Here is a 20,531-nt window from a genome sequence, read left to right on the forward strand (position 1 = left end):
GGCGCTGACCGAAGGCGGACGGGAGATCGGCCCGGCGACAGATTGTCCACACGGCGCCGTCCGGGCCCTGGTAGCGGCCCGTCGGTGGGTGCCGGCCCGCCCGGACGGGCCGGTCGGCGGGCCTTCCGCGCGGGCGCCGCCGGCCGCCCGGCGCTCCTCGGGAGCGGCGCCGGCGCACGGCCGGAATCGGTGAGCGACGGGGGCCCTCGACAGCATGGAAGCTCAGCGTGATGAAATAGCTACGTGCAGGCACTGCTCAGGCCGGATGACGGTCGCCGTAGGCTCGGCTCATGGCTGATCCGGCGTCCTACCGGCCCCCGCCGGGCTCGATCCCCGAGACCCCGGGCGTGTATCGCTTCCGCGACGAACATGGCCGGGTCATTTACGTGGGCAAGGCCAAGAGTCTGCGTGCCCGGCTGGCCAACTACTTCGCCGACATCCACACGCTGCACCCCCGGACCCAGCACATGGTCACCACGGCCGGTTCCGTGGAGTGGACCGTGGTGTCCACCGAGGTCGAGGCGCTCCAGCTCGAGTACACCTGGATCAAGGAGTTCGATCCGCGCTTCAACGTCCGCTACCGCGATGACAAGAGCTATCCGAGTCTCGCGGTGACGCTGTACGAGGAGTTCCCGCGGCTCCAGGTGATGCGTGGGCCCAAGCGGCGCGGCGTGCGCTACTTCGGCCCCTACGCGCACGCGTGGGCCATCAGGGAGACCCTGGACCTGCTGCTGCGGGTCTTCCCCGCGCGCACCTGCAGCTCCGGGGTCTTCAAGCGGGCTGGCCAGGTGGGCCGTCCCTGCCTGCTCGGGTACATCGACCGCTGCTCGGCCCCCTGCGTGGGGCGGGTCGACGCCGATGCCCACCGCCAGATCGTCGACGACTTCTGCGACTTCATGTCCGGGCAGACCGGCCGCTACCTGCGCCGGCTCGAGCGCGAGATGCGGGCCGCGGCCGAGGCGCAGGAGTACGAGCGCGCCGCGCGGCTGCGTGACGACATCGGGGCGCTGCGCCGCGCGGTCGAGAAGCAGGCCGTCGTCCTGCCCGACGGCACCGACGCCGACGTGATCGCCTTCGCCCAGGACGAGCTGGAGGCCGCGGTCCAGATCTTCTACGTGCGTGGCGGTCGGGTCCGCGGCCAGCGGGGCTGGGTCGTCGACAAGCTCGAGGACGTCACCACCGCCGACCTCGTCGAGCAGTTCCTGACCCAGGAGTACCTCGACGGCGTGCGTCCGGCCGGCACCGCCGGCACCGCCGATACCGCCGATACCGCCGATACCGCCGACCCGGCGCCGGCCGCGCAGATCCCCCGCGAGATCCTCGTGCCCGAGCTGCCGCCGGACGCCGAGGCCGTCGCCGAGCTCCTCGAACGGGCCCGTGGGGCCCGCGTCGACCTGCGCGTCCCCCGCCGGGGGGACAAACGCACCCTGATGGAGACCGTCGAACGCAACGCCAAGCAGGCGTTCACCCTGCACCGGACGAAGCGCGCCGGCGACCTCACCGCGCGCAGCCGCGCGCTGGCCGACCTCCAGGAGGCGCTGGAGCTCCCTGACGCCCCGCTGCGGATCGAGTGCTTCGACGTGTCGAACACCCAGGGCACCGACGTCGTGGCCAGCATGGTGGTCTTCGAGGACGGCCTGCCCCGCAAGTCGGAGTACCGCCGGTTCTCCATCCGCGGGGTCGACGGCCAGGACGACGTGGCGAGCATGCGCGAGACCGTCCACCGGCGCTTCTCCCGCTATCTGGCGGAGCGGGCCCGCACTGGCGAGCTCGAGGAGTACCCGGGCGCCCCCACCGGCGACGACGAGGCTCCCGAGACCGGCCGGCCCCGGCGGTTCGCCTACCCGCCCAACCTCGTCGTCGTCGACGGCGGGCCGCCGCAGGTCGCCGCCGCCGCGCGCGCGCTCGACGAGCTCGGCATCGAGTCCGGGCCCGGCGGGGTGGCACTGTGCGGGCTGGCCAAGCGCCTGGAGGAGGTCTGGCTGCCCGACCAGGACGAGCCGGTGATCCTCCCGCGGACGAGCGAGGCCCTCTATCTGCTCCAGCGCGTGCGGGACGAGGCACACCGGTTCGCGATCACCTACCACCGGCAGAAGCGGTCGACGTCGATGGTCGCCTCGGCGCTCGACGACGTCCCGGGGCTCGGGGAGACTCGACGCAAGGCGCTGCTGCGGCACTTCGGCTCGGTGGCGAAGGTGCGGGCCGCGGGCGCCGAGGAGATCGCGCAGGTGCCGGGCATCGGCCCGCGCACGGCGGAGGCGATCGTCGCCGCTCTGGCGCGGTCGGCCCCGGGCACGGACGCGGCGCCGGCGCCCGCCGTCGACCCGCTGACCGGTGAGATCATCGACTCGGCGGGGGTGACCCGGTGACAGCGGCGACGCTCGACCTTGCGATCATCACGGGGCTGTCCGGTGCCGGCCGCAGCACGGCGGCTAAGTGCCTCGAGGACCTCGGCTGGTTTGTCGTCGACAACCTGCCCCCGGCGCTGCTGTCGACGATGGCCGAGCTGGGGCACCGTTCCGGCGGGGCGGTGAGCCGGATCGCCGTCGTCGTCGACGTGCGCGGGCGGGCGTTCTTCTCCGACCTGCGCGCGGCGGTGGAGGCACTGGACTCGCGCGGCATGCACCCGCGGATGCTCTTCCTGGAAGCGTCCGACGATGCGCTGGTGCGCCGCTTCGACCATGTCCGCCGTCCGCACCCGCTGCAGGGCGACGAGCGGGTCGTGGACGGCATCAACCGGGAGCGGACGCTGCTCGCGGAGCTGCGCGGCGAGGCCGACCTCGTCCTCGACACGACCGACCTCAACGTGCACGAGCTGAGGGCCAAGATCGACGCCGCCTTCGGCCAGCCGCGCGCCAACCGGCTCAACGCCACCGTGATCTCGTTCGGCTACAAGTACGGCCTGCCGCTGGACGCCGACCTCGTCGCCGACTGCAGGTTCCTGCCCAACCCGCACTGGGTCGAGGCGTTGCGCCCCTACACCGGGCGGGACTCGCAGGTCCGCGATTACGTGCTGGCGCAGCCCGGCGCGACGGAGTTCGTCGACCAGTACACGGCGTTGCTCAGGCTGGTCGGCGAGGGGTACGTGCGGGAGGGCAAGCGGTACCTGACCCTGGCGGTGGGCTGTACCGGGGGCAAGCACCGCAGCGTCGCCGTCGCCGAGCAGCTCGGGGCCCGGCTCGCCGCCGACGGCGTCGGCGTCCGGGTCGTGCACCGGGATCTGGGCCGCGAGTGACCGCCGACGCTCCCGCGATCGTCGCGTTCGGCGGCGGGCACGGCCTGGCCGCGTCGCTGGCCGCGCTGCGCCGGATCACCCGCCACCTGACCGCGGTGGTTACCGTGGGTGACGATGGTGGTTCGTCGGGCCGGCTGCGCGCCGAGCTCGGCGCCCTGCCCATGGGCGACCTGCGGATGGCCCTCGCCGCGCTGGCCGGCGCCGACGAGTGGTCCCAGACGTGGGCCGACCTCTTCCAGCACCGGTTCGGCGGCGGCGGGGCGCTCACCGGCCACGCGGTCGGCAACCTCGTGCTGACGGCGCTGGCGGAGCGCGCGGGCTCCCCGGTGGCCGCGCTCGACCTGGCGGCGTCGCTGCTCGGCGTCGACGGCCGGGTGCTGCCACTGTCATGCGCCGGCATCGACATCGTCGCGGACGTGACCGGCCTCGACCCGAACCGGGCCGGGGAGTCCGCGGAGGTCCGCGGCCAGGCGGCCGTCGCGACGACCCCCGGCCGGGTGGCCGGGGTACGCCTGGCCCCGGCGGAGCCGGCGGCCTGCGGTGCCGCGCTCGCGGCCGCCGCCGCCGCCGACTGGATCGTCCTCGGTCCGGGCTCGCTCTACACGAGCGTGCTGCCGCACCTGCTCGTGCCCGACATGCGCGCGGCGATCACGGGCGCCGACGCCCGCCGGGTGATGGTGCTCAACCTCGTGGCGCAGCCGGGCGAGACGGCCGGCTACACCCCCGAGGCCCACCTGCACGCCCTGGCCACGCACGTCCCGGGGCTGCGCCTCGACGTGGTGATCGCGGACCCGGCCGCGGTCGGCGACCCGGACCCGCTGGCCCGCGCGGCCGCGGACCTGGGCGCCCGGCTCCACCTCGCACCCGTGCGGGTTCCCGGTGAACCCGCACTGCACGACCCCGAACGTCTCGCGGCCGCGTTCCGCGCCGTCTTCGCGCAGGACGGCGCCGTGGCGGTGCCGTCGGCGGCCCGTCCGATGGACGGCCAGCGGGCCTGGCCTGGCCGGCAGCCGGGAGCGGCCTGTGCCGACCCCTCGGGTGTCGGGTGCTCATCCACCGGTGGCTCCGGCCACCGGATCCCCTCCGGTGAATGCAAGGAGTGATCGGTGTGGCGGCGATGACGGCCACCGTCAAGGACGAACTGAGCAGGCTGCGAGTGGCCAAGCCCTGTTGCCGGCGGGCCGAGATGGCGGCGATGCTGCGGTTCGCCGGCGGTCTGCACATCGTCGGCGGCCGCATCGTGGTGGAGGCCGAGCTCGACACCGGCGCCACCGCGCGCCGGCTGCGGCGTGAGATCGCCGAGGTCTTCGGCTTCCCGTCGTCGGTGGCCGTGCTCGCGGCCGGCGGCCTGCGGCGGTCGGTGCGCTACATCGTCCGCGTCGAGCGGGACGGAGAACAGCTCGCCCGGTCGACGGGCCTGCTCGACCAGCGCGGCCGGCCGGTGCGCGGCCTGCCGCCGCAGGTGGTGACCGGTTCGGCGTGCGACGCGGCGGCGGCCTGGCGGGGCGCGTTCCTCGCGCACGGCTCGCTGACCGAGCCCGGCCGGTCCTGCTCGATGGAGGTCACCTCGCCCGGCCCGGAGGCGGCGCTGGCGCTTGTCGGCGCCGCCCGGCGGATGGGCGTGCAGGCCAAGAGCCGGGACGTCCGCGGCGTCGACCGCGTGGTCGTCCGGGACGGAGACGCCATCGGCGCGCTGCTGACCAAGATCGGTGCGCATGACAGCCTGATGGCCTGGGAGGAGCGGCGGATGCGCCGCGAGGTCCGGGCCACGGCGAACCGGCTGGCGAACTTCGACGACGCGAACCTGCGCCGCTCGGCGCGCGCCGCGGTGGCCGCCGGCGCGCGGGTGCAGGCGGCGATGCGCATCCTCGGGGACGACGCCCCCGACCACCTGCTCGCGGCCGGGCGCCTGCGCCTGGAGCACGCGCAGGCGTCGTTGGAGGAGCTCGGCGCGCTCGCGGACCCGCCGCTCACCAAGGATGCCGTCGCCGGGCGGATCCGCCGGCTCCTCGCGCTGGCGGACAAACGGGCCAACGCGCTGGGCATCCCCAACACTGAGGCGAGTGTGTCGCCGGAGCTGTTCGAGAACGCCTGAGCACGCAATCGCTACCACGGACGGGGCACAGCGAGAGACCCGGTACGCGGCGTGGCCGTGGAAGCCCATGGGATAGGGTGATTGTCGAAACGGCGAGGCATTCAACCAAATGCCGAGTGTGCCGGGTCGCTCGGTGTGAGGAGACCGACATGGATCAGTTCGGATTCCCGCCGATGATGTCCCGACTCGCTAGGCTCCTGGCACACGACGGCACACGAGCATAGGGGAGTCCTGGACGTGGCTACGCGGGTGGGTGTCAACGGCTTCGGGCGAATCGGTCGTAACTTCTGGCGGGCGCTTGCAGCCAGCCGGCGTAGTGATCTGGAGATCGTCGCCGTCAACGACCTGACGGACAACAAGACGCTCGCGCACCTGCTGAAGTACGACACGACTCTGGGCACGCTGCCCGAGTCGGTCTCCGTCGGCGAGGACGGCATCCGCGTCGGCGACAGCACGATCAAGGTGCTTGCGGAGCGTGACCCGGCCGCCCTGCCCTGGGCTGACCTGGGCGTCGACGTGGTGATCGAGTCGACCGGCCGCTTCACCACGGCCGAGACGGCCGGCAAGCACCTGACCGCCGGGGCGAAGAAGGTCATCATCTCGGCGCCGGCCAAGGGTGAGGACCTCACGGTCGTCATGGGCGTGAACGACGACGTCTACGACCCGGCGAAGCACCATATCCTCTCGAACGCTTCCTGCACGACGAACTGTGTCGCGCCATTGGCGAAGGTTCTCGACGAGGCGTTCGGTATCGAGCGTGGTCTGATGACCACGATCCACGCTTACACCAATGACCAGGTCATCCTTGACTTCCCGCATTCCGACCTGCGTCGGGCGCGGGCGGCGGCGCAGAACATCATTCCCACCACCACCGGTGCTGCGAAGGCGACCGCTCTCGTGCTCCCGCACCTCAAGGGCAAGCTCGACGGCATCGCGATGCGTGTTCCGGTCCTTGACGGCTCGGTCACCGACCTTGTCGTGAACCTGGCCCGTCCCGCGTCGAAGGACGAGATCAACGCCGCGTACAAGGCGGCGGCGGAAGGCCCGCTGAAGGGCTATCTCGTCTACACGGAGGACCCGATCGTGTCCTCCGACATCGTGGGCACCCCGGCGTCGTGCACCTTCGACTCGCTGCTCACGATGTCCAGCGGCAGCCAGGTGAAGGTCGTCGGCTGGTACGACAACGAGTGGGGTTACTCCAACCGGCTCGTCGACCTGACCGGGCTCGTCGCCGCCCGGATCTGACATCGGCGAACCGGCCCGTCCATCGCACCTTCGCCCACCCCGGAGCAGCCCAGCGTGAGGACGATCGACGACCTGCAGGTCACCGGTCACCGCGTACTTGTCCGCAGTGATCTCAACGTGCCCCTGGACCATTCCAAGGGCGCGCCGCGCATCACCGACGACGGCCGGGTGCGCGCGAGCGTGCCGACCATCCAGGCCCTTCTGGACCGGAACGCGAAGGTGATCGTCTGCTCGCATCTGGGACGTCCCAAGGGGGCCCCGGAGGAGAAGTACTCCCTCGCCCCGGTCGCCGAGCGGCTCGCCGAGCTGCTCGGCATCCCGGTGGCGTTCGCCGGGGACGGCGGCGGCGACATCGCCGGTGACCGGGCCCGGGAGGTGGTCGGGCAGCTCGCCGAGGGCCAGGTGGCCCTGCTGGAGAACCTGCGCTTCCACCCGGGCGAGACCAGCAAGGACACCGTCGCCCGCGCGACCTTCGCCGACGAGCTCTCGGCGCTCGCCGAGTTCTACGTCGGCGACGCGTTCGGCGCGGTGCACCGGGCCCACGCGAGCGTGTCGGAGGTGCCCAAGCGCCTCCCGCACGCCGCCGGCCGGCTGGTGCTGACCGAGCTCGAGGTGCTGCGGGCGCTGACCGCGGCGCCGGCCCGGCCGTACGCCGTCGTGCTCGGCGGGTCGAAGGTGTCGGACAAGCTCGGCGTCATCCGGGCCCTGCTGCCGAAGGTGGACGCGCTCCTCGTCGGCGGCGGCATGTGCTTCACCTTCCTGGCGGCCCTCGGGCACCCGGTCGGCGCCTCGCTCCTGGAGAGCGAGATGATCGACACCTGCAAGGACCTGCTGGCCGAGGCCGGTGACCGGCTCGTGCTGCCCACCGACGTGGTGGTCGCCGACCGGTTCGCCGCCGACGCGGAGACCGCCGTCGTCGCCGCCGACGCGATCCCGGACGGCTGGCTCGGCCTCGACATCGGGCCGGCATCCACCGCCGCGTTCGCGCGCGTGGTCGCCGGTGCGGCGACGATCTTCTGGAACGGCCCGATGGGCGTGTTCGAGTTCGCGCCGTTCGCGGAGGGTACCCGCGGGGTCGCCGAGGCGGTCGCGTCCGGCGGCGGCTTCTCGGTCGTTGGCGGCGGCGACTCGGCCGCCGCGGTGCGCATCCTCGGCATCCCGGAGGACGACTTCAGCCACATCTCCACCGGCGGCGGCGCGAGCCTGGAGTACCTGGAGGGCAAGACGCTCCCGGGCCTCGCCGCGCTCGACGTCTGAGTACCACCGAGTCTGATCTTCACACTTTCACCGAGGAAGGGAAGCAGGGACGTGGCGAAGGGGGCACCCGCCCGCGGGTCGGCCGGAACCGGCCGGCGGACGCTGGTCGCCGGCAACTGGAAGATGAACCTCAACCACCTCGAGGCCATCGCGCTGGTGCAGAAGGTCGCCTTCGACCTCAAGCCCGCCGAGCTCGAGCGGGTCGAGGTCGTCTTCCTGCCGCCGTTCACCGACCTGCGCAGCGTCCAGACGCTGATCGACGGCGACAAGCTCGCCGTCGGCTACGGCGGCCAGGATCTCTCCCCGCACGGCTCGGGCGCCTACACCGGCGACATCAGCGGGCCGATGCTGGCCAGGCTCGGCTGCTCGTACGTCGTCGTCGGGCACTCCGAGCGGCGCACGTACCACCACGAGGACGACGCGCTGGTCGCCTCGAAGGTCCTGGCGGCCTACAAACACGGCATCACGCCGATCCTGTGTGTCGGCGAGCACGAGGACATCCGCGCCGCGGGAACCCATGTCGAGCACGTCCTGGCGCAGCTCGAGGGCTCGCTGGCCGGCGTGAGCGCGGAGCAGGCGGCCACGCTCGTCGTCGCCTACGAGCCGGTCTGGGCGATCGGTACCGGGCGCACCGCATCCGCCCAGGACGCGCAGGACATGTGCGCCGCCGTCCGCGGCCAGCTGACGAAGCTGTACGACGAGCCGATCGCGGCCGGCATCCGGGTCCTCTACGGCGGCTCGGTGAAGGCCGCCAACGCGGCCGAGCTGTTCACCATGCCCGACGTGGACGGCGGTCTGGTCGGCGGTGCGAGCCTGGTCGCCGAGGAGTTCGTCGGCATCATCCGCAGCGGTCCGGCGGCGTAGCGGGGGCTGTCCGCCACCGGTGCGCGCCCGCGGCCGGCCGCGCACGAGCCGTCCCGGGGTGTGCCACATCGGCGACCGGGGTGGCGTCATGTACGTTTGCACGATCGTCGAGTAGCCCGATCGGGTGCGACGGTACGGGCCCACCACACGTTGCTGGAAAGGCGGAGGAGGTGCGTAGGACGGTGGCGAGGCTCCGCTGGGAGGCTCGACCCGGCCACCGGGTCGCCTGCCACGTCCCCGAGGAGCGGGAGCTGGTCTAGATGACGGTCGGTCTGTCGATCGCCCTGATTGTCGCGAGTGTGCTGCTGGTGCTGCTGGTGCTGCTGCACCGGGCCAAGGGCGGCGGTCTGTCGACACTGTTCGGGGGCGGTGTCTCCTCGTCACTGGGGGGATCGTCCGTGGTCGAGAAGAATCTCGACCGCCTCACCGTCGCGGTGGCCCTATTGTGGATCACCTGCATTATCGGTCTCGGTCTGCTCCTGAAGAATTGAACGCCTCTCCGGGGCGGCGGCTCGGTCATGCCCGAGGGATCGCCGCCCTGCTCACCGCCCTCCTGACCACGGTCGCCCTGCTCACTGTCGCGGGATGCAGCGGCGAGTCGGACCCGACGCCGGGCCCGATGGCGGCGAGCCCGACCACGCCGCCGACGACCGCCTCCCCGCTCGAGAAGCCCGGCGGCACGCTGCGCCTGCTGACCGGGCGGATGCCGACCGGCGACCCCGGGTGGGCCGACGAGCTGGGGGAGCGGGCGTTCGCCCGGCTGGTGACCCGCCAGCTCTACAGCTACCCCGCCGACGCCGACACCGCCAGGTCGACGATCCCGCGCCCCGACCTCGCGGCCGGCGCCCCCGTGGTGACCATGGGCGGCACCGTCTACACCGTGCGGCTGCGCTCGGCGGCCCGGTGGAACACCCCGAACCAGCGCCGGATCACCGCGACGGACGTCGCCCGCGGCCTCAAGCGGATGTGCGCGCCGCCGTCGCCCTCCCCGCTGCGCGGGTACTACGCGGCGACGGTCGTCGGCTTCGCCGAGTACTGCGCCGAGCTCGCCGCAGCGCCGGTGGCCGACGCCCCCGCGCTGATCGAGAGCGGCACCGTCCCCGGGATCGAGGTCATCGGCGACGACACCCTCGCGTTCCACCTGATCAAGCCGGTCAACGACTTCGTGGACATCCTGGCCCTGCCGGCCAGCTCGCCGGTGCCGCTGGAGGCCCTGGCCTACCCGCCGGACTCCCAGCAGTACCTCGACAACCTGATCTCCGACGGGCCGTACCGGTTCGTGTCGGAGCCCGGCGGTGGCTACCGGCTGTCCCGCAACCCGGCCTGGAGCGGCTCCTCGGACGGCATCCGGCGGGCGCTGCCCGACCACATCACCGTCACCGACGGGCTCGACCCGGCGACCATCACGGCGCGCATCGAGGCCGGTGACGCGGACATGGCCCTGAGCGGCGACATCCCCGCCGACGACCTGGCCCGACTGGTCGAGAGTGCCGACAAGAAGCTCGTGGTCGCTCCGACCGGCCCGGTCGTCGCCCTCGTCGTCGGACTCAACGGGCCGTCCGCGGCGGCCCTGCGCGACCAGCAGGCCCGGGAGGCGCTGGCCTACTGCATCGACCGAACGGCGGTGGCCGCCGCGCTGGGTGGCCCCATGCTCGCCACGGCGACGGCCCAGCTCCTGCAGTCGCCGATGACCGGCTACGAGACGTACAACCCCTTTCCGGCCGGGGACGGCTCCGGGGACTCACGGCGCTGCGCCGACGGCCTCGCGAACAACCCGGGCGGGAAGGTGACGGCGCTGTCCCTGCTGACCACGGACAGCGCCACCGACACGGCGGTGGCCGAGGCGCTGCGCGCCGCGTTCGCCCGCGCCGGAATCCGCCTCGACCTGCGCATCCGCACCGGCGCGCAGTACACGGCGGCCGCGTCGAGCCCTGGCGGGCAGTTCTGGGACCTCGCCCTGACCACGATCACCCCGGACTGGTTCGGTGACGCCGGTCGCACCGTCTACGAGCCGCTGCTGGACGAGGCCTGGGTGGGCGCCCGGCCGGCCGACGGCGGCTACCGCCGTCCGGACCTCCTCGCCCGCTACGAGTCCGCCGTGACGGCCTCCTCCGAGGACGACGCCGCCACGGACTGGGCCGGGCTGGAGCGAACGGTGCTGAACGACGCCGCGATCGTGCCCCTCGCGGTCACCCACACGTTGCGGCTGCGTAGCTCGGCGGTACAGGCGTTCACGATCGTGCCGTCGCTGGGAACCGCCGATCCCACAGCGGTTTCGCTCGGTCCCTGAGGGTCTCCGGACCGGCGGCAGGACCAGTCGCACACCCGTGAGGGGGCCCCTAGGGGCCCCCTCACGCATTAGGAAGCCCCGGTGAGGGTGGTCGGTGCAACCCGTGGTGGACCTCCCGGCCTACACTCCGGAACAGACGTGCTCGACAAGTGCCGGGGGGTGCTGAGGACGTCTACGGTGGCGGTTCGGACGTGGGTGGTCCGGCCGCGGGGGGCCGACCGCCGAGCTACCACCCATGGGACGAGACGAAGGAGCACGCGGGCCGTGGCAGGTGGCAACGCCATCCGGGGGAGCCGGGTCGGGGCAGGGCCGATGGGGGAGGCCGAGCGGGGCGAGACCGCCCCTCGGCAGCGGATTTCCTTCTGGTGCGCCAACGAGCACGAGACGAAACCGGCCTTCGCGGCCGACGCCTCCATCCCGGACACGTGGGACTGTCCGAGCTGCGGCTTCCCGGCCGGGCGGGACCGTGAGAACACGCCCGCCCCGCCGAAGACGGAGCCGTACAAGACACACCTCGCCTACGTGCGGGAGCGTCGCAACGAGAAGGACGGCGAGGCGATCCTGGCCGAGGCGCTGGCGAAACTGCGGGGCGCGCCGGCCAACTGACCGGCGCACCGCAGGGCACCGGGCCGGCGATGCCGCGCGACGGCGGTTCGTTCGGCCCGGGCCCGGCAGAGATGATCGGCTCCACCGGATCGATCGTCGCCGGCCGGGTCGTCGCCGGCCGCTACCGGCTGATCGAATGCGTCGGCGCCGGCTCGATGGGCACGGTGTGGCGCGCCCTCGACGTGCTGCTGCGGGCCGAGGTGGCCGTGAAGGCCATCTGGATCGGCGGCCGCGCGGGTGCGCCAGGCCCGGACGGCGCCGACCCGCAACGGCTGGCCGCGGCCGTGCGCGAGGCCCGCAACGCCGCCCAGCTGCGGGCGAACCCGCACGTGGTCTCGGTGACCGACGTCATCCAGGACGGCGGCCTGCCGTGGATCGTCATGGAGCTGGTCGCCGCCACGTCGCTGGACACAGCGGTCCGCCGCGGCGGACCGCTGCCGCCGCGCCGGGTGGCCGAGATCGGGCTCGCCGTCCTGGACGCGCTGACCGCCGGTCAGCGGGTCGGCCTCCTGCACCGTGACGTGAAGCCGTCGAACATCCTGCTCGCCGACGACGGGCGGGTGCTGCTCACCGACTTCGGCATCGCCACCAACGTCGCGGACACGACCGACGCGGGCGCGGGCGGCAGTGCGGGAACCCCCGCCTACCTCGCGCCGGAACGGATCACCCGGGGCCCGGCCTCGCTCGCGGCCGACCTGTTCTCCCTCGGAGCCACCCTCTACTTCGCCGCCGGCGGCATCCCGCCGTTCGCCCGCGAGACGGTGCCGCTCACCCTCGGCGCGGTCCTGCACGTCGATCCACCCGCGCTGACGGACACCGACGCGCTGTGGCCGGCGATCGGCGGCCTGCTGGTCAAGAACCCACAGGCGAGGCTGAGCGCGGAGGGCGCGGAGGTCCTGCTCACCCGCGTGCTGCGGCTGGTCCCCGGCGAGCCGGACAAGGCTGCCACGCGACTACCAACCCAACCGCCCGCCGCCCCACCGCCCGCGTCCATGCCAGTGCGGCCAGTGCGGCCAGTACGGCCAGTACGGCCAGTGCCTGCGCCGTGGCCGATGCCTCTCCCGGACGGCCCGCGCCGGCGCCGTCCACTGGTCGCGCTCGCCGCCGGCGTGGGGCTCGTGCTCGTCCTGGTCGCCGCCGGGCTGCTCTGGGCCGCGCGGGACGAGCGCCCACCGCCCACGGCCGGCCCACCGCCCGCCGCCGACCTGCTGCCCGCCGGCATGGCCGGCACGTGGGTCGGATCGGTGACCCAGGGGCCGATCGAGTTCGGCGTCGAGATCGTGCTCAGGCGCGGCGGCATCGGCGAGATCGTCGGCGACAGCGACTATCCGACGGACGGCTGCGCCGCGCGGCTGCGCCTCCTGGAGGCCGGCGCTGACCGCGTCACCGTCCAGGAACGGCTGTTCCGCTCGGGCGCGCTGTGTCGCGGCGCCGAACGGCTCGTGCTGGCGTTGCGCCCCGACGGCCGGCTGGCCTACACCTTCCCCGCGACGAATATCAACTCAACGGGTACCGGCGTTCTCACCCGGCGCTGACCGGCGGGGCCGGTGCCGGCCGGTTCACCCCCGCTGGGTGAGCGTGGCGGTGCGCCGCGGCGCGCCGAGTGGGTATGAGTCGGGTCTCGCCGGCAGGTCGGTCACGCCGGCGGAGTGCCCGTGAGCTCCGGCCGGCGGCCGCCGCGTCGCCCGATCCGCGGCCGCGGTGCCGCGGTCCGGTGGGCCGCGACGGTGAGAGGAGGAATGGTGGACCCCGACTTCCCGTTGCTCAGTGTCTTCCTTTACATGCTGTGGTTCTTCTGTTTCACGATGTGGCTGTTCCTGATGTTCACGGTGATCACGGACGTCTTCCGCAGCCATGATCTCTCCGGCTGGGGCAAGGCCGGCTGGACGGTGCTGATCATTGTCCTGCCGCTGATCGGTTTGCTGGCCTACCTGATCGTCAGGGGCAGCTCCATGCACGACCGCCAGGCCCGGCAGGCGGCATCCCAGGCCGACATGTGGCGCACCGAGGTCCGCGCGGCCGCCGGCCGGCCGAGCGCCGCCGACGAGCTCAGCCGGCTTGCGGACCTCCGCGACCACGGAGTCATCAGCACCAACGAGTTCGAACGGGAGAAGACGAAGATCCTGGCCTGAACGAGATCCCGGCCTGAACCGGGCACGGCCGGCTTCCCCCGGCCGCCACTGCCTCCCGCAGGGGTCGCGCCTGTCCGCGACCTCCGCGGGAGTTTCTCCGCTCAGAGCCGGGACGCGGCGGCGCGGTCCACCAGCCAGAGCGTGCGCTCCCGGCCCACCGCGCCGGCGGCCGGGAAGGCCACCGGATCCGCGCCGGGCGTCAGCGCGTTCGCCACCGCCTCGGCCTTCTCCTCCCCGGCGACGACCACCCAGACCTCACGGGCGGCCCGCAGCGCGGGGAACGTCAGCGTCACCCGGGTGGGCGGCGGTTTCGGGCAGTCCCGGACGGCGGTCACCGTCCCGGTGGCCACAGCCGCCGGTGAGTCGGGGAAGATCGACGCGACGTGCGTCTCCGGCCCGAGCCCGAGCAGCAGGACGTCGAACGCCGGAACGGCGGAACCGGCCACCGCCCGCGCCGCGAGCGCCTCCGCGTACGCCGCGGCAGCCGTCTCCGGCTCGGCGACACCGCCCGCTCCCGCGAGGTGGCCCATGGGGAAGACCCGCGCCGGGTCCACCGGAACGTGCGCGAGCAGCGCCTCCCGGGCCTGCTGGTCGTTGCGGTCGGGGGAGTCCGCCGGCACGAAGCGCTCGTCGCCCCACCAGACGTCCACCCGGGCCCAGTCGACCGCGTCCACCGCGGGGCTGGCCCGCACCGCGCGCAGCAGCGCCACGCCTATGCCGCCGCCGGTGAGCACGATCGAGGCCTCGCCGCGCGCCGCCTGGGCATCCACCAGCGCGGTGATGAGCCGCGCCGCCGCCGCCCGCGCGAGCACGCCGGCGTCCGCGTGGACGACCACCGTGGGCGGTTCCGGAGCGGGCCCGCCGCCCGCGGGCACGGGCGGCGTCACGACGCCGCGGGCGGGATCGGCGCGGGTGGGATCGCCGCGAATGCCGCCTCGGAGCGCTCCAGCGCCGGATCGCGCCAGATGTGCTCGCGGTGCAGCGGTCGGCTGTTCAGATCCGGGACGCCGCTCCAGGCCGAGAGCGCCTCGGCGTACACGCTGTCGTCGTCGAGGCGGCGCAGCTCCTCCGCGAGCAGGTCACCCAGCCCTCGTTCGGGCAGCGGCAGCACCCTGGTCGGGTAACCCGTGCGGGTGATACCGGCCGAACGGCTGTCCGTGCGGGCCAGTGAGAGCTCGCCGTCGCCCACCGCCAGGCGGACGCTCTGGATGCCCTTCTTACCCGGCGCGTCGGTGATCGTTACCGGGACCCGCAGCTTCGCCTGCAGCCAGCCGGCGAACAGGCGGGCGCTGGGGTTGCCCGGCTCGCTGACGACCGTCGCCGGCCCCACCGGCTCGGAGACCTGGTCGAACGCGGCCGCCAGCAGGGTGCGCCACCCCGAGATGCGGGTCCAGGCCAGGTCGGTGTCACCGGGGACGAAGTCCTCGGCCCGCTGCAGCAGCGCGGCCAGCGGGTCGTGGGCCGCGTAGGTCCCGGTGACCCGGCGGTCGGCGAACACGCCGAGCGGGTCGTAGGCGATCTTCTCCGGGGGAGCGTCGTACCACCAGGTGACCACGGGGGCGTCCGGCGCGAGCAGCGGGAGCACGACCGACTCGGCGTGCAGCGCGAGCCGGCCCGACATCCGCATCACGACGGCCTCGCCGGGCCCCAGCCGGCCGCCGATCGACACCTCGGCGTCCAGCCGAGGGTGCGGCGAGTCGATCTGCCGGCGCACGACGATCAGCAGCCGGCACGGGTGGGCGGCGGCGGCCGCGGTGGCGGCGCTCTCCGCCTGGCTGACGTGCTGCTCGTCCACGACCACCACGAGCGTCAGCGCCAGGCCGAACGCGAGCGCGCCGGCGGCCCGCCGCTCGGCGGACAGCGCCTTGACCACCGCCGATCCGGTGGTGTCCCACAGGGTGGTCATGACAGGCTCCCTTCGGCGTGGCGTGGATCAGCACGGTGCGGATAGCGGGTCATGGCCGGCGCCACCGGCGGCCGTCGCGGGCGAGCATGTCGTCGGCCGCCGCCGGGCCCCAGCTTCCGGCCCGGTACGTGTGCGGCTTCGTGCTCCGCCAGAACTCCTCGAGCGGGTCGATGATCCGCCACGACTCCTCGACCTCGGCGTTGTTCGGGAACAGCGTCGCGTCGCCGAGCAGGACGTCCAGGATCAGGCGCTCGTAGGCCTCGGGCAGCGCCTCGGTGAACGCCTCGCCGAACAGGAAGTCCATGGCGACGTCGCGCACCTCCATGGCCGAGCCGGGGACCTTCGAGCCGAAGCGCAGCGTGACGCCCTCGTCCGGCTGCACCCGGATCACCAGCTGGTTGTTGCCCAGCTCGGCGGTGTCGGTCTCGTCGAACGGCAGGTGCGGCGCCTTGGTGAAGGTGATCGCGATCTCGGTGACCCGCCGGGGCAGGCGCTTGCCCGTCCGCAGGTAGAACGGCACGCCGGCCCAGCGTCGCGTCTCAACGCCGAGCTTCACCGCGACGAAGGTCTCCGTCGTCGAGTCCGCCGGGATGTCGGCTTCCTCAAGGTAGCCGCGGACCCGCTCGCCGGCGAGCCAACCCTGCGAGTACTGCCCGCGCACGGCGAACGTGGCGTAGTCGTCGGGCAGCGACACCGCCCGCAGGACCTTCAGCTTCTCGGTGCGGATGGTGTCCGCGCCGAAGCTGACCGGCTCCTCCATCGCGGTGAGCGCCAGCAGTTGCAGCAGGTGGTTCTGCAGGACGTCGCGGGCCGCGCCGGTCTCGTCGTAGAAGCCGGCCCGGGTGCCGATGCCGACGTCCTCGGCCATGGTGATCTGCACCGAGTCGACGAAGTGGGAGTTCCAGATCGGTTCGAAAAGGGTGTTGGCGAACCGCAGGGCGAAGAGGTTCTGAACCGTCTCCTTGCCCAGGTAGTGGTCGATGCGGAAGACGTCGTCGGGGGTGAAGACGTCGTCGACGAGCGAGTTCAGTTCGCGCGCGGACTCCAGGTCGTGCCCGAAAGGCTTCTCGATGACGACCCGGCGCCAGCCGCCCGCGGCCTCGTTGGAGGCCAGGCCCGTCCGCTGCATCTGCTTGAGGACGACGGGAAAAGCCGTCGGCGGGATCGACAGGTAGAAGGCCGCGTTGCCCCGGATCCCGTGGCTGTGCTCCAGGTCGGTCAGCGTCGCGGCGAGGCCGTCGAACGCGGCGTCGTCGGAGAACGAGCCCTGGCAGAAGCGCAGGGAGCCGGCGAGCCGCTCCCAGGTGTCCTCGCGGAACGGTGTCCGGGCGCCGCGTTCCGCCGACTCGCGGGCGAAGGCGGCGAACTCGTCGTCGCTCCAGTCCCGGCGGGCGAAGCCGACCAGGACGAAGCCCGGCGGGAGCAGCCCCCGGTTCGCGAGATCGTAGACGGCCGGTATGAGCTTCTTGCGGGCCAGGTCACCGGTCGCGCCGAAAACCACCAGCGCGCTGTTGTCCGGCAGCCGCGGCAGCCTCCGGTCCCGTGGATCCCGCAGTGGGTTGCCACTAGCGGTGGACGCCACCCGTTCCCCCTTCACAGTTCGTGGTGCTCGCGATTCATGGTGACCGCGGCCCGTGTCACCGCCGGTCCGCCTCCCCGATACTCCCGCCGGCCGACCCGGTCTGCCCAGGCGGGATGGCGCGGCCGGGCGGAGGAGGTCGGACGGACGGGTCGGGCGGACGGGGCCGGACCGGCGGAACGGTCAGGACGCGGCGGAGCCGAGCTGCTCGCGGATGGTGTCGAGGAGCTGGTTCCAGGAGTCCTCGAACTTGCGGACGCCCTCGACCTCCAGCACCTCGACGACGTCGGCCATGTCCACTCCGAGCTCGGTGAGCTCGGCCAGGACGGCGCGGGCGTCCTCGTAGTTGGGCGTGATGGTGTCGCCGGGCACGACCCCGTGGTCGGCGAACGCCTCGAGCGTCGCCTCCGGCATCGTGTTGACGGTGCCCGGTGCGATCAGCTCCGTCACGTAGAGGGTGTCCGGCAGCCCCGGGTCCTTCGTCGACGTTGAGGCCCACAGCGGGCGCTGGGGCTTCGCGCCGGCGGCGGCGAGCCGCTCCCAGCGCGGCGTGCTGAAGATCTTCTCGTACAGCTCGTAGGCGAGCCGGGCGTTGGCGATCGCGGCCTTCGAGCGCAGGGCCTCCGCCTTCGGCGTGCCGATCTTCGCGAGCCGGCCGTCCACCTCGCTGTCGACGCGGCTGACAAAGAAGGACGCGACAGAGGCCACGTCGGAGATGTCCCGACCGGCGGCGAGGGCCTGCTCCAGACCGGTCATGAACGCGTCCATGACGGCCTCGTAGCGGTCCAGCGCGAAGATCAGCGTCACGTTCACGCTGATGCCCTGCGCCAGCGTCGCGGTGATGGCCGGCAGGCCGGACTTCGTCGCCGGGATCTTGATGAACAGGTTCGGCCGGTCGACCGACCACCACAGGGCACGGGCCTCGGCGACCGTGCGCTCGGTCTCGTGTGCGAGCCGCGGGTCGACCTCGAGGGAGACCCGGCCGTCGACGCCGGCGCTGGCGTCGTAGGCGGGCCGCAGGATGTCGCAGGCGTCGCGGATGTCCGCCGCGGTGATCGCGCGGACGGCCTCGCCCACGTCGACCCCGCGAACGGCCAGGTCGCGGAGCTGCTCGTTGTACGTCTCACCGCCGCCGATGGCCTTCTGGAAGATCGTCGGGTTGCTGGTGACGCCGACGACGCTGCGGGTGCGGGCGAGCTCGGCGAGGTTGCCGGTCCGGATCCGCTCGCGGCTGATGTCGTCCAGCCACACCGCCACGCCGGCGGCTGACAGGTCGGACAGGGGCTTGCTCATCGGACGTAATCCTCTCCGCGGCCGTGTCGTCGCGCCGCAGTGGTGCGGTCGGTGCAGTGGTCCGTGGGTGGGCTTATCGTTCGGGGCGTCCCCGCCGGGCACCGGCGTCGCCGGGCCCGCTGATCGTCGGATGGGCTGATCGTCGGATGGACCGGCGCGTCGTCGCGCGGCCCACGATGGGTGCTCGTCCCCCACAATGATCGCACCCGGCCGGACGGCCCTCCGTCGCCATGGCGCGGCCAGGTGCGGCGGACGCGGGCGTCCCGGCCGAAATCGTCACTGCCCTTGCGCCGCCTTCCTTACTGCTTACGGCGACCGTGCCAGATGTCCCTGCCCTCGGCCCTACCCGCATGCGTGATCCTCACCCCAGTGTCCGTGCCCGAGTGGCACACCGGGAACGTGCCGAAGAACACTGGCTTTCCGTTGGCCTGCCGCCGTCCGCCGCGGCAGCCGACGTCGCCCGGCCGCGGCCGCCGACGTCACCAGCCCACGGCCGCGGGCGGCGGCGACGCGCGCAGCCTGCGCACAGCAAGCCCGGCGCCCCCGGTGGACGGCGCCCACACGCGGGGTGCGGACCCCGTCGGGACGCAGCCCACGCGCACTGCCCGGCTCCCGGCAGCTAGACTCCGACACGTCGTAGAACACCACCCACGCCCTCTCCTGGGCGCCGTCCCGCGCGGTTCGCTGGATGACCGCGCCGATCGCGAGGTCGTTCTGTCTCCCGAGGCCGTTGTTCGCCACCGGCAGGGCTTGCCCCGCCGCCCGGTGACGTCGAGCGGTGGCCGTCCGGCCACGGCGGGACCTGCCCCGCGGGCCATTCCCGCCGCGGGCACGGGTCAACCGCCGAGCGCAGCCGTGACCTCCGCCGCCGTCCCGGTACCCGCTGTCGGTGGGCTCCCCGTAGGCGGGCTTCCCGTCGGTGGGCTCCCTGTCAGCGGGCTTCCCGTCCGCGGCGCGGTGTCCGATCCCGGCGGGGTGTCCGCCGCGGTGGCGGCGCCGGCCGCCGGGGCGGAGCCGTCCAGTGACCCCCTCGTCGTTCCCCGCGGCCGACTGGCCCGGGCGACCGACCGGGCCCGGTCCTACATAGCGTTGATGAAGCTGCGGGTCGTGGAGCTGCTCCTCGTCTCCACGGTGCCGGTCATGCTCCTCGCCGAACGCGGGATGCCGTCCTGGTGGCTGATCGCGGTGACGCTGCTCGCCGGCACCCTCTCCGCCGGCAGCGCCAACACGATCAACTGCTACGTCGACCGCGACATCGACCAGCTCATGGGCCGCACGAAACGCCGCCCGCTCGTCCGGGAGGTCGTCGAGCCCGCCCAGGCGCTGCGTTTCGGCATCGCCCTCGGCATCATCTCGACCCTCATGTTCGGCCTGCTGGTCAACTGGACATCGGCCGTGCTGTCCGTCGGGGCCATCGCCTTCTACGTCTTCGTCTACACGCTCGGCCTCAAGCGACGCTCCCCGTCGAACATCGTCATCGGCGGTGCCGCCGGCTGCTTCCCGGTGCTGATCGGCTGGTCCGCCGTGACCGGCACGGTCGGCTGGCCCGCCGTGCTGCTCTTCGCGGTCGTGTTCTTCTGGACGCCGCCGCACTTCTGGGCGCTGGCGATCCGCTTCAAGGACGACTACGCCGCCGCCGGCGTCCCGATGCTCCCCGTGGTGGCGACGCTCGAGGTCGTCACCCGCCGCATCCTGGCCTACTCCTACCTGATGGTCGCGGTCTCCCTCGCCGTCGCCCCCGTGGCCGACATCGGCCTGGTGTACCTGGTCCCGGCGGTCCTGCTCGGCGCCTGGTTCGTCGCCGAGGCCCACCGGATGGCCGCCCGCGCCAAGCGCGGCGAGGAGATCAAGCCGATGCGCCTGTTCCACATGTCCATCACCTACCTGACCCTCCTCTTCGCGGCCCTGGCCGCCGCGGCGCTGCTCTGACACCCCCCTGATCCGGCACCGCTGTTAGCTGACTCCCGCCCGTCACCCGCATCCAGGGTGACGGGCGTCGTCGGTTTGAGGGGCCTGACTGGTGGACGTC

At 73.1% G+C, this 20,531-nt stretch carries 17 protein-coding genes; 13 read left to right on the forward strand and 4 right to left on the reverse strand.

All coding sequences use genetic code 11. The annotated features are described in order from the left end of the window. The first annotated feature begins 290 nt into the window (after nt 1-290). The 12 genes from uvrC to FRANEAN1_RS10190 all read left to right on the forward strand — a co-directional run bounded on the left by uvrC (nt 291) and on the right by FRANEAN1_RS10190 (nt 13,724). Nucleotides 291-2,369, forward strand: a complete 2,079-nt coding sequence (uvrC, locus tag FRANEAN1_RS10135) for an excinuclease ABC subunit UvrC (RefSeq protein WP_020459663.1) — start codon at nt 291-293, stop codon at nt 2,367-2,369. After that, nucleotides 2,366-3,235, forward strand: coding sequence for an RNase adapter RapZ (rapZ, locus tag FRANEAN1_RS10140; RefSeq protein WP_020459664.1), 870 nt, complete (start codon nt 2,366-2,368; stop codon nt 3,233-3,235). The genes uvrC and rapZ overlap by 4 nt, the downstream gene beginning before the upstream one ends. After that, nucleotides 3,232-4,338, forward strand: coding sequence for a uridine diphosphate-N-acetylglucosamine-binding protein YvcK (gene yvcK, locus FRANEAN1_RS10145; protein WP_020459665.1), 1,107 nt, complete (start codon nt 3,232-3,234; stop codon nt 4,336-4,338). Before rapZ ends, yvcK begins: the two co-directional genes overlap by 4 nt. After that, nucleotides 4,326-5,330: a DNA-binding protein WhiA gene (gene whiA, locus FRANEAN1_RS10150; RefSeq protein ID WP_198145480.1), complete on the forward strand. Its 1,005-nt coding sequence runs from the start codon at nt 4,326-4,328 to the stop codon at nt 5,328-5,330. The genes yvcK and whiA overlap by 13 nt, the downstream gene beginning before the upstream one ends. A 237-nt stretch (nt 5,331-5,567) precedes the next feature. Further along, complete coding sequence (gap, locus tag FRANEAN1_RS10155; RefSeq protein ID WP_020459667.1) at nt 5,568-6,575, forward strand: type I glyceraldehyde-3-phosphate dehydrogenase; 1,008 nt, start codon at nt 5,568-5,570, stop codon at nt 6,573-6,575. A gap of 54 nt (nt 6,576-6,629) precedes the next feature. Then, nucleotides 6,630-7,832, forward strand: a complete 1,203-nt coding sequence (locus tag FRANEAN1_RS10160) for a phosphoglycerate kinase (RefSeq protein ID WP_020459668.1) — start codon at nt 6,630-6,632, stop codon at nt 7,830-7,832. Nucleotides 7,833-7,883: 51 nt separating this feature from the next. Further along, nucleotides 7,884-8,696 (forward strand): triose-phosphate isomerase, encoded by an 813-nt coding sequence (gene tpiA / locus FRANEAN1_RS10165; RefSeq protein WP_020459669.1) that lies wholly within the window; start codon nt 7,884-7,886, stop codon nt 8,694-8,696. Between the two features lie 260 nt (nt 8,697-8,956). After that, a complete protein-coding gene (gene secG / locus FRANEAN1_RS10170; protein ID WP_018503306.1) occupies nt 8,957-9,187 on the forward strand; it encodes a preprotein translocase subunit SecG in 231 nt (76 codons plus the stop codon). Between the two features lie 128 nt (nt 9,188-9,315). Beyond that, nucleotides 9,316-10,986: an ABC transporter substrate-binding protein gene (locus tag FRANEAN1_RS10175; RefSeq protein ID WP_347177216.1), complete on the forward strand. Its 1,671-nt coding sequence runs from the start codon at nt 9,316-9,318 to the stop codon at nt 10,984-10,986. Between the two features lie 264 nt (nt 10,987-11,250). After that, nucleotides 11,251-11,592, forward strand: coding sequence for an RNA polymerase-binding protein RbpA (locus tag FRANEAN1_RS10180; RefSeq protein ID WP_020459671.1), 342 nt, complete (start codon nt 11,251-11,253; stop codon nt 11,590-11,592). 29 nt (nt 11,593-11,621) lie between these two features. Then, entirely contained in the window at nt 11,622-13,127 is a 1,506-nt protein-coding gene (locus tag FRANEAN1_RS10185) for a serine/threonine-protein kinase (RefSeq protein ID WP_020459672.1), read from the forward strand. Between the two features lie 207 nt (nt 13,128-13,334). Next, nucleotides 13,335-13,724, forward strand: coding sequence for an SHOCT domain-containing protein (locus tag FRANEAN1_RS10190; RefSeq protein WP_041255730.1), 390 nt, complete (start codon nt 13,335-13,337; stop codon nt 13,722-13,724). 101 nt (nt 13,725-13,825) lie between these two features. Here the strand turns inward: FRANEAN1_RS10190 and pgl are convergent, their stop codons facing one another. From pgl to tal, 4 genes are all read right to left on the reverse strand, one after another. Next, the gene (gene pgl, locus FRANEAN1_RS10195) at nt 13,826-14,611 is read right to left on the reverse strand and encodes a 6-phosphogluconolactonase (protein ID WP_347177060.1); all 786 of its coding nucleotides are present in this window, start codon (nt 14,609-14,611) and stop codon (nt 13,826-13,828) included. Continuing rightward, nucleotides 14,608-15,630, reverse strand: a complete 1,023-nt coding sequence (locus FRANEAN1_RS10200; protein ID WP_020459675.1) for a glucose-6-phosphate dehydrogenase assembly protein OpcA — start codon at nt 15,628-15,630, stop codon at nt 14,608-14,610. Before FRANEAN1_RS10200 ends, pgl begins: the two co-directional genes overlap by 4 nt. A gap of 49 nt (nt 15,631-15,679) precedes the next feature. Beyond that, entirely contained in the window at nt 15,680-17,212 is a 1,533-nt protein-coding gene (gene zwf / locus FRANEAN1_RS10205; RefSeq protein ID WP_020459676.1) for a glucose-6-phosphate dehydrogenase, read from the reverse strand. A 180-nt stretch (nt 17,213-17,392) separates the two neighbouring features. Next, complete coding sequence (tal, locus tag FRANEAN1_RS10210; protein ID WP_020459677.1) at nt 17,393-18,502, reverse strand: transaldolase; 1,110 nt, start codon at nt 18,500-18,502, stop codon at nt 17,393-17,395. A gap of 987 nt (nt 18,503-19,489) precedes the next feature. Here tal and FRANEAN1_RS10215 point away from each other — a divergent pair. Beyond that, nucleotides 19,490-20,431, forward strand: a complete 942-nt coding sequence (locus FRANEAN1_RS10215; protein WP_020459678.1) for a heme o synthase — start codon at nt 19,490-19,492, stop codon at nt 20,429-20,431. Nucleotides 20,432-20,531 lie beyond the last annotated feature (100 nt).

Origin of the sequence: Parafrankia sp. EAN1pec, from assembly GCF_000018005.1 — a bacterium.
GTDB lineage: Bacteria > Actinomycetota > Actinomycetes > Frankiales > Frankiaceae > Parafrankia > Parafrankia soli.